General features: G+C 58.9%; 16 protein-coding genes. 9 read left to right on the top strand and 7 right to left on the bottom strand.

Going from position 1 to position 12,094, the window contains the following annotated elements; translation table 11 throughout:
- A partial coding sequence (locus tag PHA81_RS17925) for a transposase (RefSeq protein WP_273837946.1) occupies positions 1-574 on the top strand: 574 nt, incomplete at its 5' end.
- A gap of 111 nt (positions 575-685) precedes the next feature.
- Positions 686-877, top strand: a complete 192-nt coding sequence (locus tag PHA81_RS17920) for a hypothetical protein (protein WP_273837944.1) — start codon at positions 686-688, stop codon at positions 875-877.
- Here the strand turns inward: PHA81_RS17920 and PHA81_RS17915 are convergent.
- Positions 869-1,870, bottom strand: coding sequence for a thermonuclease family protein (locus tag PHA81_RS17915; protein WP_273837941.1), 1,002 nt, complete (start codon positions 1,868-1,870; stop codon positions 869-871). The genes PHA81_RS17920 and PHA81_RS17915 overlap by 9 nt on opposite strands.
- A gap of 55 nt (positions 1,871-1,925) precedes the next feature.
- On the opposite strand from PHA81_RS17915, the gene PHA81_RS17910 reads away from it, so the two are divergent.
- The 5 genes from PHA81_RS17910 to PHA81_RS17890 all read left to right on the top strand — a co-directional run bounded on the left by PHA81_RS17910 (position 1,926) and on the right by PHA81_RS17890 (position 6,909).
- The gene (locus PHA81_RS17910) at positions 1,926-2,216 is read left to right on the top strand and encodes a hypothetical protein (RefSeq protein WP_273837939.1); all 291 of its coding nucleotides are present in this window, start codon (positions 1,926-1,928) and stop codon (positions 2,214-2,216) included.
- Positions 2,217-2,585: 369 nt separating this feature from the next.
- Positions 2,586-4,523: a DUF4365 domain-containing protein gene (locus PHA81_RS17905; protein ID WP_273837937.1), complete on the top strand. Its 1,938-nt coding sequence runs from the start codon at positions 2,586-2,588 to the stop codon at positions 4,521-4,523.
- Between the two features lie 539 nt (positions 4,524-5,062).
- A complete protein-coding gene (locus PHA81_RS17900; RefSeq protein WP_273837935.1) occupies positions 5,063-5,698 on the top strand; it encodes a vWA domain-containing protein in 636 nt (211 codons plus the stop codon).
- Between the two features lie 113 nt (positions 5,699-5,811).
- Positions 5,812-6,660: a hypothetical protein gene (locus tag PHA81_RS17895; RefSeq protein WP_273837932.1), complete on the top strand. Its 849-nt coding sequence runs from the start codon at positions 5,812-5,814 to the stop codon at positions 6,658-6,660.
- 3 nt (positions 6,661-6,663) lie between these two features.
- A complete protein-coding gene (locus PHA81_RS17890) occupies positions 6,664-6,909 on the top strand; it encodes a hypothetical protein (protein WP_273837930.1) in 246 nt (81 codons plus the stop codon).
- 197 nt (positions 6,910-7,106) lie between these two features.
- Here PHA81_RS17890 and PHA81_RS17885 read toward each other — a convergent pair whose 3' ends face one another.
- Entirely contained in the window at positions 7,107-7,766 is a 660-nt protein-coding gene (locus PHA81_RS17885; protein ID WP_273837927.1) for a hypothetical protein, read from the bottom strand.
- A 137-nt stretch (positions 7,767-7,903) separates the two neighbouring features.
- Here PHA81_RS17885 and PHA81_RS17880 point away from each other — a divergent pair, with 137 nt between their 5' ends.
- On the top strand, positions 7,904-8,917 hold the full coding sequence (locus tag PHA81_RS17880; RefSeq protein ID WP_273837925.1) for a hypothetical protein: 1,014 nt from the start codon (positions 7,904-7,906) through the stop codon (positions 8,915-8,917).
- Between the two features lie 33 nt (positions 8,918-8,950).
- Here PHA81_RS17880 and PHA81_RS17875 read toward each other — a convergent pair whose 3' ends face one another.
- Both PHA81_RS17875 and PHA81_RS17870 read right to left on the bottom strand, forming a co-directional pair.
- On the bottom strand, positions 8,951-9,112 hold the full coding sequence (locus tag PHA81_RS17875) for a hypothetical protein (RefSeq protein ID WP_273837923.1): 162 nt from the start codon (positions 9,110-9,112) through the stop codon (positions 8,951-8,953).
- Between the two features lie 40 nt (positions 9,113-9,152).
- Positions 9,153-9,572, bottom strand: a complete 420-nt coding sequence (locus tag PHA81_RS17870) for an ArsR family transcriptional regulator (protein WP_273837920.1) — start codon at positions 9,570-9,572, stop codon at positions 9,153-9,155.
- 146 nt (positions 9,573-9,718) lie between these two features.
- Between PHA81_RS17870 and PHA81_RS17865 the strand changes: the two genes are divergently transcribed.
- The gene (locus PHA81_RS17865) at positions 9,719-10,300 is read left to right on the top strand and encodes a hypothetical protein (protein ID WP_273837918.1); all 582 of its coding nucleotides are present in this window, start codon (positions 9,719-9,721) and stop codon (positions 10,298-10,300) included.
- A 41-nt stretch (positions 10,301-10,341) separates the two neighbouring features.
- Here PHA81_RS17865 and PHA81_RS17860 read toward each other — a convergent pair whose 3' ends face one another.
- The 3 genes from PHA81_RS17860 to PHA81_RS17850 all read right to left on the bottom strand — a co-directional run bounded on the left by PHA81_RS17860 (position 10,342) and on the right by PHA81_RS17850 (position 12,087).
- On the bottom strand, positions 10,342-10,842 hold the full coding sequence (locus PHA81_RS17860; protein ID WP_273837917.1) for a hypothetical protein: 501 nt from the start codon (positions 10,840-10,842) through the stop codon (positions 10,342-10,344).
- Positions 10,843-10,889: 47 nt separating this feature from the next.
- The gene (locus PHA81_RS17855; protein WP_273837915.1) at positions 10,890-11,534 is read right to left on the bottom strand and encodes a hypothetical protein; all 645 of its coding nucleotides are present in this window, start codon (positions 11,532-11,534) and stop codon (positions 10,890-10,892) included.
- A 160-nt stretch (positions 11,535-11,694) separates the two neighbouring features.
- Positions 11,695-12,087, bottom strand: coding sequence for a secondary thiamine-phosphate synthase enzyme YjbQ (locus PHA81_RS17850; RefSeq protein ID WP_273837913.1), 393 nt, complete (start codon positions 12,085-12,087; stop codon positions 11,695-11,697).
- Positions 12,088-12,094 lie beyond the last annotated feature (7 nt).

Raw genomic sequence — 12,094 nt, 5'->3', positions numbered from 1 at the left:
GTATCCCCACCTAATTTTTGTGTTTGTGGTGTTCTTTGTTTATTTCCGCTGTGCCCCTTCGGCGGCCCCGCGCTGGTGGTATACTCCGGGTCCCCGGGTGGGGGGCGCCCCCACCGCGGCCGCCGACGACTACCACTTCTACATCACGAACCTGCCGCGAAAGTGGTTCTTGCCGGCGGATATAGCGACGATCTACCGCTATCGGTGGGCGGTGGAATTGCTGTTTCGGGAGCTGAAGACGCTGTACGACCTCGACGAGTTCGACACGTCCAGCCCTGCGGTTGTAGAGATTCTGTTGTATGCAGCGATTCTGACGTTGGTGGTGAGCCGTGCGCTGCTGGATTTGGTAATCGAATACGCAGAGGAGGATGCGGTGTTCCCGCCGGAACGCTGGGCGGCGACCCTTCGGTCGCACGCCCAGCGCATCCTCAAACGACTCAGCAACTACCTCGACTACTCTCCGCCTCCGTTGTTAGAGCGAATGGCAGCGGACGCCCAGAAAATTCACCAAGAGCGTCCAATCCTTCAGGAACGGCTCGCTACCGCTGCTCAATCAACCGCTGGAGTTAGCTAAAGACGGATGGTAATGACGACGAACGTGTCCTGACGTCTCCGAGCAGCACCTGCCGACGTGACTCGCGGCGGTGCCGAGCTTTTTGACCGATGACGGAACCATCCCGGACCGATGCACCCTCAGGACCGACTGATCATCGCGGAGGCGCTGGTTCGCTTCGCTGGCGACGCGCGGGATCTCGACGCACGCGAGAAACGAGCGTGGGAGCTTGCCGAGGCGATCACGGCTGAGGAGGGCCTCGCGTTCACCGAGTTCGTCTTCCAGATCGACGATGACTGGCAGGCCTCCGTCGAGTCAGAGTGATTCGCAGGCTTCGCCATCGCCATCACTATCCAGTCCCAAGACGTCGCTGTCGGGATCGAAGACGGCCTCAACCTGAGCGCGCGTGTCGAAATCGGAGCAGTCGTAGGGATCCGACGCCGGGCCGCTCGGGGTCGGCGTCACAACACCGCCGCCGTTCCCGCTCACGGTTTCCCCGTCGGAGCGAGGGGTTGCGGTGGCTGTCGCCGCCGCTCCGTCGAAGTCCCAGAGACCGACGTTACTCGACTGGGCTTGTGCCTCAGTGCTGGCGAACTCGTCGCGGCGGACGAATTCGCTGTCGTACATGCGAGCGTAGCCCTGTCGGAGGAGTTCGAGGTTGAAGTTCGTGCCGCCGTCGTAGACGACGTACGCGAGCAATCGGCCATAGCTGCCGCGCTCGTCGGACTCGGGATCCATCACGACGCGGACCTGCTGGCCGGCGAGTTGATCGCTGGCGAACTGGCTGGCTTGCTGCCCCCAGTTGTAGAGGTGGTCGCGCCCCGCAGCCGTATCAGGAATGCCCTCGAACTCCGGCGGGTCGGTCCGCGAGAGCGTTGTCTCGGGGGTATCGACGCCGAGCAGGCGGATCGTGTCGGTGGTGCCGTCAGCGAATTCAACTTCGACCGTATCGCCATCGACGACGCGAGTGACCGTCGCCCGTCGTCCCTGACCGTCGCTGGGAGCGGGTTGCGTCGAGGCGGCTGGTAATGTCGTCTGGCCCGACGTTGAGAGTGCGGTCGTGGCTGCGCTTTCGGTGGCGGTTGCTGTCGAGGTCGGTGTTCGGGTTCGTGTGGCTGTCCGTCTCTCTGAGGGTGTTTCCGACGTGGTCGTCGCGGCCGCAGTGGGTGTTGTGGCGTCCCCTGAGAGCGTGCTTGTCCCAGGATCGCCGATCAGAGTGTCCATGCTGGTGGCTGGAGTGGTGTTCGTGGTTCCCTCGCTACAGCCGGCGAGGACCAGGAGAGCGATGAGCGCGACGAGAAGCAGCGACCGTTTCACGCCTCGAAGTGTTTCCCGCCGTTCGTTTAAGTCTACGGAGGCCTTGGTAGTAGATATGGCCAGAGGGGATCAGACCATCGATCGCACTCCCGAGAAACCGCCGCGGAGAGAGGGCGGGACTGGCGACGAGCCCGGATCCGTCTGGCTGGATCGGCTCCTCACTCGCCTCGTACTGGGTACGTCGACCACGAACGAAGACCGCGACGGTTCGCCGCCCGATGGTGCTATCGATCGCGATCCGGAGAAACCACCACCCGAGGAAAGCGGTGCGTGGAACAAACGTGGCTTCCGGAGCGTGGATCGGTTGGTCAACTGGCTCGTCACGGGCGATCCGGACATGCCATAGCGTCCGTTTCTGCATCTGTCATCGCAGAGTAGTAAATCAGATCACCGTCTCGTTCCCGGCGGACACCTACACGAATTCGCACTGATTTTCAGAGTTCTCACATCCCAGGTTGTTGTTCTGTTGAAATCGACGTGCGAGATACAGAGGTTGGATTCAGCAACAGGTGCGGTGAGACTCACTGCCTACACGCCGCGCTGCTCCGGTACGGCATTCGACGTTATGAAGAGACGATTCCTCTCAACGACGATTGAAGATACTGGCTTCTCGGCGGGTGTCACAATGAGCTAGTAGTGGATTTACGTCTTTCACTCGCCATTTGTGCTGAGTGGCGTGAGATATTTCTAATACGAAGCGTCTATTGCTGATTGGATGACTAAGCGGAGTAGCAATCAGGAAGTCGATGAGGTAGGCGAAGGACAGCTCGCTGTCCAACTACGTCCATACGCTGTCGAGAAATACAACAACGACTATGGCATCGACTTCATCATTAATCTCACCGACGAACCAGACGATGGAGAGGACGAGAAGTCCCAGAGTGTTCTCAGCGAGCATTTTTTCATCCAGCTAAAATCGACCACCCGGTTCGATCCGGAGATTGACACCGTACACGAAGATATGGAAGTTCGTCATCTTGAGCAATATATTGACCAGCCAATCCCAGTCTTACTGGCTATCTATGACGATAACACCGAAGAAATCTACTGGCGTGTTATCCAAGAGTACATCTGGGACGATCTTAACACGGAAAAGCCCAACTGGCGCAGTCAACAAACCGTTCGGATCAAGATTTCACGAAACCAGGTCATCACCGACTACGAGCGTCTTGAGCAGGCCGTTAATCGCACACAGAGCCGGATCACACGTCGACAGCAACAAGGACTGAATATTGGGGAAGGAATTGCTTTCACGCCCGACGATTTCGTGGAGCTCCGAGAACACGCCAAACACGAGCGACTTAGCTACCGTGGTCACACCCTTCTCATTGCACAGCAGAACCTGAAAAAAGGCGATGAGGAAGAAGCCCGAGAATCAATCGGCGAGATTTTAGATGTTGGTTACGATGATGAAGCTACTGTTAAGGCACTCTTCGTTCAGTACTTCCTGCGCAACCCACAAAAAGGTGAAGAAGCCGTTGAAATGGCCGAATTCGCGCACAAAGCTGCTGAACTTGCTTCTGAGCTCGATTTGGAAGTGGACCGACGCTTGGCTACCATCTTTCAGCATGTTGCTGGGCTTTTCGTCTTTGCTGAAAAGCGACGCGAAAAGCTCGCTACCGACCGAATACAATCAGTTGACGGGTTCGGAGCGCCAGAATTCGACTATGCGAGAAACGAAGCTTTTGCGGAGTTGTTACAAAACGAATTGGGGGCGATGGCGGGGATCAGTCATGAATTAGCTTTTCTTCTCGAAAATGAAAAATACTATGCTTACGCTGTTGCACTCGCCGAAGTCATCGACTATTTAGCGGCTCGGCGGCAGCTGCAACTGCTTGGAGAACTTGATCCCACTGCTGACGGTGTGAAATTTGAAGGCGATTCAATAGATGATGGGGAATTCGAAGAAGTAGATATACACCCACTCGTCGAGCAGGCCGAACAACTCGCCGATTTCGTCCCAGAGCTCGAGACCGAAGCCAACCTCCGGAAAGGTATCGGCCTTTATTACTATTACAACCGCAACCCGGATACTGCAGTTGAATATCTCTCTGAAGCACGGGATGTAGCCGCTGATAACGGTGATACAGCTTTTGAAGCCCATTTGAGTGACGACATTCAACGTGTGCACGAGGTTTCGGATCCATACGACAATTCTCAGTACCCTGATAAAGAGGAAGAACAGGACCGACAAGAAATGACCAAGACAATCCTTGATATGCAGGGGATCGATGTCGACCTTGAGAACCCGCCTGATCCAAGAGAGAGTGATTCTATGACTGTCATGGCGCACCGCGCAGTGGAAGACGCTGACGCAGAAACATATTATAAACATTGTGAGCACTTACACGTAGGATACAAGCCAAGTCCGGTAGGGAGAATGATTGGAGTAGGATCATTTGGGATGAAGCATTTGTGGTGTCAATATGGAGGATTCATGTCTGGCGTGAGTTTGACTAATACTTTTGAGCGGTTCAAAACAGACTATTGTGAGGGTTGCGAGCACCATTGCCCTCGGCCAGACGATTGGGAACTGACTGAAGAATATGCTCAGAAGCACGCTGAAGACCCAGATTTCAAAGAAGCAGTCAAGACCTATGAATCTGCGTTGGGAGGACAGTCGGTCCCTCCTTTTGATGAGAGAAACGAATAGGGTGAGTCGGAGATCTCAACGCCGTCATCGACGACGATAATCGGAGCGATGTCGTTCATCGGCTCTCCTCCGTGTTCGGACAGGTGACATCATGTAGGATGCAGAACCTACCGTCCGGGTTTTACCCGCCCCTCGGGGTCGTGCGCAGAGAAAAGCGCTATCCTAATTTGCACATCAGATCTCGCAATTACGCAGGCGATGTGCAAAATCAGCACTGAACTTCCGACTTCGCATCTACAAACCGAAACCAGCCAGACTAACGCATGACGAACGGCGAACAGACGCCGATTTAGTCACCCGAGAAAACACCTTTCCGACCCAATATGCAAGATACGCGCCCTGTATCTTGCACGCTGTATCTCCCAACTGCTGGGAAGCACTCGCACAAAATTACGGATTGTTCCAATGATCCCTATTAGTGAAATCGGCGCTCTCCTTGATCTCCAAAGGCTTCTGATCTGCACGTAGAACGGTTGTGCTACCGAATTGTGGTGTGTGATGGGCGTAAGGATGATACAGCGCCAGCCCTCATATGCCATATGCGAACACACGTGACCTTCGTTCTCGACTCGTCGGGGTCGATGGATACGATCAGGGACGACACCATCGGGGGGTTCAACACGTTTCTGGAGGACCAGCATGGCGAACCCGGCGAGGCGACCGTCACGCTCTACGATTTCAACGATAGCGTCGAGTGCATCTATGAGGGTAAGTCACTCGACAGTGCGCCGCAGCTCGACGAGGAGACGTACACACCGGGTGGACGGACCGCACTCCACGACGCCATTGCGACCGCGATCACCGACACCGAGCGTCGGATCGAGAAGCTGCCAGCAGGTGTGCGTCCGGAGAACGTCATCGTGGTGGCCCTGACCGACGGCAAGGAGAACGCCTCCGAGACGCCACAGGAGCGCGTCCGTGAACTCGTCGAGGACCACCGCGAAGAGCACGACTGGGAGTTTCTGTTCATCGGCGCGAACCAGGACGCAGCCCTCACTGCGACCAAGATGGGGATGGATGCCGACAGCTCGCTCGACATGGCGCATAGCGGCGAGGGCTCCCATCGAGCCCATCAGGCTACGTCAAGAAGCGTCAGTCGTGCTCGCCGCGAGGGAGACACCGGTGGGTACGACGATGAAGCCCGTCGACGGCAGGCAGACGCAGACGATTCGTGATCCGTCCCGAGCCGCCTACGTGCTATCAACCATCGAGCCGATCGAACCCAACCTGATACCGAAGCCATCCGGACGCTTGATGGTACTGACGAGATGACGATCAATATCCACCAGTGACCACCGGACCCAGCGGTCAAGAACAAACACAGGGACGCCACGAACTCGCCCGGCGTGGTCGGTGTCCCGAGTGCGACGACGAGTACGAGCGACTCGCGGGTCACTGGAAGGGGTCGTGCGGGCCGCCGACACTCGACCGTCGCCAGCGCACGCTCCTCGCAGGGCTCCTGCTCGGCGACGGCCATGTTGGTGGGAACGGCGAGACCAAGCACTTCCAACTCTCGACGCGGTGGCGGCCGTTCGCGCGATGGGTATTTGCGGAACTCGACTGGCTCGCGGCAAGGGTGGTCCGGATCACGGACGCTCGGGACGAACGCCGCTCACCAGCACAGCGGTACGTCGTCCGCACGCACGCCCATCCCGGCCTCTCGCACCTTCGTGAGTGGTATCACTCCTCCGAGGCTGGAAGTGACGCAGCTGCTGGCGAATCATCCGATACGAAGCGGTTGCCTGCCCCCGCCGATCTTCCCGGCGGCGGGCTCACGTCTCGAATAGGGCGAGCGTGGCACGCCACCGCCGGGTCGCTGGCGTGGTCGGCCCCGGAGTACGCGACGACGCGTCAAGCATCGTTCTCCGCTGAAGCTGACGCTCGTGCCGAGCGGGTCATGGCGTTGCTCGAAAGCGTGGGTTTAGAGCCGACGCGTGCCGGCAAGCGTGTACAACTCCCGCCGAAACAGACGACGGGGTGGCTCGAGTGGATCGGCACCGACCCGGTGCCGGGTGTTGCGTACAAGTGGGCCGCCGACCACGAGGAGTATCAGACCGCGAAGCGCGATGCCGAAGCGCTCCGAGCGCGACTCTGGTACGAGCGAGCGATGGGGACGGGTGGGAGTGATGGCTCGTAGTCCATGACTGACAGTCCGCTCCCTCCACGCGCGAGCCGGTACATCGTCGAGCATCACGACGCAACACCCGACGAGTTACTCCGAGAGACCGGCCTCCCCGAGTCCCGTCGCGATCAGGTCGAACACCTGTGTGCGGTCTCGCGCTATGCCTATTTCGGTGATCGTGAGGAGAACGACGACGAGGGACTCCAGTTCAACGATGTCGAGTGGAATGATGTCGCCGACTGGAACGTGTCTTCGGAGGAGTAAGCCGAGAGCGATCTCTAATCCCGGTAGTGTGGCCCGTCTACGAACTCGTGGGCTCGTTTTCCGTCTCTGTGAACCTTATGTAACGCGTTCCATCGTCTGGGCGGAGAGTCGTTACATAAGGTAGATAGAGCACTGCGAACGCAGAACGGCGAGGAGCGAAAACAGGGCCCGCCTTGAATTCGAGATGGGTGTCGTAGCTACACTGGAGCGTCGTTAACGAGTTGTTCGAGACGATCTCGGTACGGACCGTCGCCTTCGACTACCTCGTCGGTGGAGAGTCGATACGTCTCACCCAGTTTTTCGACGATAACCGTCCTGTCATCGATTTCGGATCGGACGCCGTTGTCTCTGAGATAGTCTCGGAGTTCGTGCAAGTCGGGTTCGGCACCGTTGTCTGTCGCGTTGGATTCCTCGTTGTCTTCGCGAGTGGTTGCAGGTTCGCCGTCGTCAAGCTCATCGGTGTCGCCGGCGGTTTCGCCCTCGCTGTTGGTCCCGGTCGTCTCCTGATCCTCTCCCGCGTGGCGTTCGGCCAGTGAGGTGTCTTCGGCAGGTTGGAGTCGATCGACCGGAAACGCATAGTCCTTGACGTCGTACTCGTGGAGTTCGCTCAACGGGATAGGCGATTCAGGCCAGAGCAACTCCTCGGCGCGTTCAGCGAGATCATCGTAGAAGGCGACGACAACGATGGGTGACTCGTCGGGATACTCGGGGTTGTCCTCGGCAACGGTGGTGTCGGTGTAGGCCGTCCACTCGTTGGCGTGCTTGGGTGGCAGGTTCACCACCACTGCTGGACTGGGCGACTCCTGATGGGTATCGAGGGCGACGTCGCCGACGGTGAACTGGTGATCGCGGCTCATGGTGTGGAGGAGATCCTCTCCGGGATCTGCTGGTTTTCTGTACGCCTCGGTATAAACGTTCACCGTGTCGGGCTGAATGGGTTTACGGCGATATCAGAGGCCGTGTGTTTTCATGCGTCCACACGAGAGGGATGGATATGGCTGCGCCGTTCGGTGCGACGTGGGGGACGCTGATCGAGCGCTGTGAGGACCTCCCAGAGGATGCCACACTGATCACACCACTGTCGACCAGGCGCTTCCGGGTTACTGACGTCCAACAGCAGCGGATCATCATCGGGGATACGGATACTGGTCACTCTCAACCGCTCCAGCGCGAGCAGTTCGAAGCGCTCGTCGAGCACACCCGTGATTCGGCTGGCGAGGGTTATGATCTCGAACGGCTGCCAGCGAAGGCCGAACCCTACGCAGCGGTCCTCGCGCTCCATCCACGGTACGTGCTTGATCAAGAAGACGGGCGGATCATCGAACTCGAGGAGGCTGACGAGAGCGCGGTCCTCAACGAGACGCCGCATCTCTCGACCACGACTGACGACGAGCAGGCCGACGAGCGTGCGGAACCGGACGTCTCGGTGTATTCAGACGCGTTACTGTTGATTGACGCGCTCGAACGCGAGGACCTGACCGAGCTCGAGGAAGTCGACACACCCGAGCTCGTTAATCTCTATACGCTCCTCTCGGATGTTCAGCGCAACGCGAACGACCTGCGGAAGGATGTGACCGATGTCCTGCTCGACCGGGTGCAACACGACCGCCCGGCCCACGGCCAGTACGGCTCGGTCCAGCGGACGACGCGCCACCAGCGCTCGCTCAAAGACGACGAGGCGGTGCTCGACGTGTTCGAGGAGACTGGGATCAACCGCGAGCAGGTGCTGGGTGTCGACCGCGAGAAGGTCGACGAGGCACTCGATGTGGTGTCCGTCCCTGAGTCAGCAGTCTACGACATCACCGAAAGTGAGTATGTGCGGAAGGCCGACGTCGATGAGGAACGCAAAGAAACCCGGCTCCAAGGGCTCAAAGACCGGCTGGCGGTGAGCGACGATCCAGAGGCCGAGGTACTGCGTCAGGAGGTCGACCGCTTGGAAGAGGAGATTGAGGAGCTGACGGAGTTCTCGCCGGGGAGTGCGTTCGCCGCCGGAGACGAAGAATCGTAGTCCCGTGGAAGAGAGCGAGCGGGAGCTCGGAGATTACTGGTCCGAGTCTTCTCCGGAGTTCGCTGTCGTTCCGAGGTGGAGATGCTCTTTGAGCCATCGTCCGAATTGGCGAAAGCCCTCAACGGCGGAGCCACCTGTAGTGCCCGAGTCGTCGCGGGGGAACGTGTCGGTGTCGGTGTCGGTGGAATCGTCCATGAAGTACTGGATGATCGCCCGTTAGCTGAGGGGATTGTTCTCAGGATGGCCGCGGCATCGCCTCGATCTCACGGATCTCCGGCGTGCGTTCCATCTGCTCGTACACTTCGCGCCACGTCTCGACCTCTTCGTAGAGATTCGCTTGCTTCAGGAGTCGCTCGCCCTTCTCGGTGACTCGGAAGAACGTCGAAGGGAGGTCGCGCGTCCGCTCGCCTTTGGGCAGTTTCACTTTCTCGATGATGTCCGCGTCCCCGAGCTTTCGGAGATGATACTGGACCGTACTCGTTTCCATGCTCGGGTTCCGATAGTCGAGTTCGGGAGCGCTCGGCATCCGCTGTGGATGGGCGAGTATCTGCAGGAGCAACTTCGCGCGCGAGTTTTGGAGTATCAGTCGAAGCGACTCCCACTCGTCGCTCCCTTCGGTGTCGATCTCACCAACCGTCTCGCCCCTGTTGCTCATCGAGGACTCCTCCTATCTCCCACTACGGGCCGCACGCGCATTAACCATTTCGGGAAATACTGATTCAGTTGCTATAACTACTGTCGCTATATCAGTAACTACATCAGTAAGCTCTTGTACGAGCCTGCTGTAGCGACGAGCAACCGATGGCTGGTCGTGAAACCGATCCGAAGCGCCTCATCGAGGACTCCGAAGCGTATCTCGACGACGAACTCACGCCCGAGGCGATCGAGCGCCTCATGGACGCCGCTCTGACCGATGGGTTGCTCCGCGACTTCGGCTATAGCGACGTCGCGTACCTCGTGATCGGGAATTTTGACGAGCCACAGAAGGCCCGCCTCCGCTCGGTGCGAAACGAACTGGCCGATCGAGGGGCGTCGCATTTCGCGTTTCTCCTTGACGAGATCGGCGAGCAGGTCTGGGAGAACTTCGTGGTGAAGTTCAAGATTTTCGCCGACCGCGCCGATTTCGTCGTCGGAGTCTTCGAGGACAACGAGGGCGGCCACGAACTCGAACTCGCGGAACTCGACCGGGAGCGATACCAGCGGAAGACGCGCGTGTTCAAGCAGGACTACCTGACGATAGAGGAAGAACGCGACGCCTACGATGCAATGCTTGCCCACCTTTTCGAGATCATGGACAACCGAGGACAGCTGCATCGATGGGAGACCGAAGAGGAACTTCTCGAACTGGTTGCCGAGCACGTCCCGTCATCTCGGCCCACGTAGCCAGTCAGTTGTGCTCGGGTTTGATATGGCGCACCAGAACCTCAGTCGTGAGAGGACTGGGACGAGTGGGTCGCGTCCGAGCCGTCGAGCGTCTCCATCGCGGCGTCGTAGAACGGGTGCTCCTCGTCGAACGCATCGATGATGTCCTCGGCGTACTTTCGCTCGGTCATTTCGAACTCGTCGGTCGGTCGCCAGACGAACGTCCGATCGCGCCGCTCGAACTGCTGGGTGCGCCACGTCTCGAAGCCCTTCTGCTGGATGAGCAGTGCTGCAGCCTGCGCTGACGACGCCTGAACGGTCGAGAGGCCGAGTCCGTCCGCTCGTCGGAGCAACGCTTCTCGATGACCACTCTCGAATGCAGCGGCTGAGTCGTAGCTGTCAGCGTCGATGCTGTCGGTGTTCTCGCGGAGATACTGCCAGATCCGGACCACGTATACGAGGACGCAATCCCGGTAGTGGTAGCCACCCAGGCCGATGAAATCCGGGAGTTCGATTTCCTCGCGGCGGAGGAGATCGGACGGCGTCTCGATTGGGTCCGACATGGCCCCAATACGAGGTGCCAGTAGATAATAACGTGGGCTGGTGAGCCTTATGCTGGGAGGCTGGTGTCGCGTGCTTCGGCGTAGGCGCGGTCCGGCGGAGCCGGCACCGTATCGTAGCCGCAGTCGTCGCAGCTCCACCATGTAGAGCCGGCTGGGCCGGAGAGCTCGACGTTGACATCGCCACTGCCACAGCCCGGACAATGGAACCACTCGGAATGCATCTCTGTGCGGTCAGTCTCGGCCTGTGCTCGCTCGTCGCAGGCCCGACACGCCAGCGTCAGATTGGTATCGTCAAGATCACTGACGAGGACGAGTTCCTCACTACTGCATGCTGGACACGTCGCCCAGTGACCGGCGTCGCTCCAGTGATGGGGTCGTAATGTGACGATCTCCTCAGCAATCGGGAGGTCCTCGTCGCGGGCGAGGGCACTCGCTTGCGACAGCGCGTTCTCGCGCCCATATGGCCCCTCCAACACGGAAACGGCGCTTTTCGGCGAGTGGTCGACGATTTCGACGGGCTCTCGAACGAGAACTTCGTGCGCCTCGCCCGCCGCCAGTGCCTCGTTATCGACGATATCCCGTTCATGGCGGTCGTCCGGAACGTGGACGATCTGTATTCGTCGGACATCGTTGGTGCCCGTGAGGGATACATTTGACAGGTCGGCGTCATAGACCTCAGTGTAGTCTCTCACTGGGACGCGTCGTGTGCGTTTGTATCCCATAGTTCCGTGAGAGGGTTGCTGCGGGATGACTGTTGTGCCGGTTCTCACGTCGGGTGATGAGTACTCGGAGTCGTCGAGCACCCACCATTGCGGAATCGGAGAACGGAGGCACCCAGTCGTCGTCGGACGCCTATCCATCGATGACGGTGACGGACACGCGGCGGGTTTGCGGGCCGTCACACTCGACGAACAGCACAGACTGCCACCTCCCGAGATCCAGCTCTCCCTCGACAACAGGAACAGTTACGCTCTCGCCGAGGACCGTCGCCTGTAGATGTGCGACGGCGTTGTCATCGATAGCGTCGTGTTCGTAGTCCTCGTCGGCTGGGACGAGGCTTTCGACTGCTCGGGTGATATCGTTCAGTAACCCGCGTTCGTTCTCGTTGAGGACCACACCCGCCGTCGTGTGCTGGACGAACACCAGACACATTCCATCATCGATGTCTGCGGGGACCGCTTCGGCAACCTCGCTGGTGATATCCACGATATCGATACGTTCGGTGGTCGATACCTCGATGGCCATGTGAGAG

The organism is Halococcus sp. PRR34, from assembly GCF_028617175.1.
Lineage (GTDB): Archaea > Halobacteriota > Halobacteria > Halobacteriales > Halococcaceae > Halococcus > Halococcus salifodinae.
Note: the sequence above shows the minus strand (reverse complement) of the source record. Positions and strands in the feature narration are given on the sequence as shown.